Source organism: Sphingomonas sp. CCH9-F2 (assembly GCF_001556735.1).
Classification (GTDB): domain Bacteria; phylum Pseudomonadota; class Alphaproteobacteria; order Sphingomonadales; family Sphingomonadaceae; genus Sphingomonas; species Sphingomonas ginsenosidimutans.
In genome coordinates, this window is sequence record NZ_LSJO01000078.1 from 1 (window position 1) to 552 (window position 552).

A 552-nucleotide genomic window follows, 5' to 3' on the forward strand; every position below is an offset into this window, starting at 1 on the left:
GCCCCAGGCCGGGGGCGTCGGGGTGGCGGTAGCGGGCTGGTTCGCGGCGACCGCGGGTTCGCCGCCGGTCAGGATCGAATCGACGTCGAGGCGGAAGGCGGCGGCGCGTTCGGCCGCGCTGCTCGCCCGGTCGGGTGCGGCGGAGGGGATCAGGATACGCTGTCCCGCGCGCAGGATGAAGGGTTCGACCAGGTCGTTGGCGGCGACCATCTGCGACCACGGGACGCCATAGGCGCGCGCGATCGCGATGCCCGTCTCCCCCGGATGGACGCGGTGATAGCGCCCGCCGGGGATCGACAGCGTCTGCCCGGCGACGACGAGATAGGGCTGTGCCAGTGCGTTGGCGCGCGCGATCGCCGCGGCCGACGCGCCGGTGCGATCGGCGATCGCCGCCAGCGTATCGCCGCTGCGCACGGTATAGGTCTGTGCCGCGACGATCGTCGCGTCCGGGGTCACAGGGCGGGCTTCCCACGCCGGGCGCGGCGCGGGCAGCTGCGCCACGGGGGCAGCCGCCGCCGGGGATGCAGCGCGCGGGGGCGCGGGCACCGGAGA

Annotated in this window: 1 protein-coding gene; it reads right to left on the reverse strand. The window is 75.9% G+C overall.

All coding sequences use genetic code 11. The annotated features are described in order from the left end of the window. The coding region (locus AX685_RS02230; RefSeq protein ID WP_231738512.1) for a LysM peptidoglycan-binding domain-containing protein at positions 1-501 on the reverse strand (501 nt) is incomplete at its 3' end. Positions 502-552: the final 51 nt, after the last annotated feature.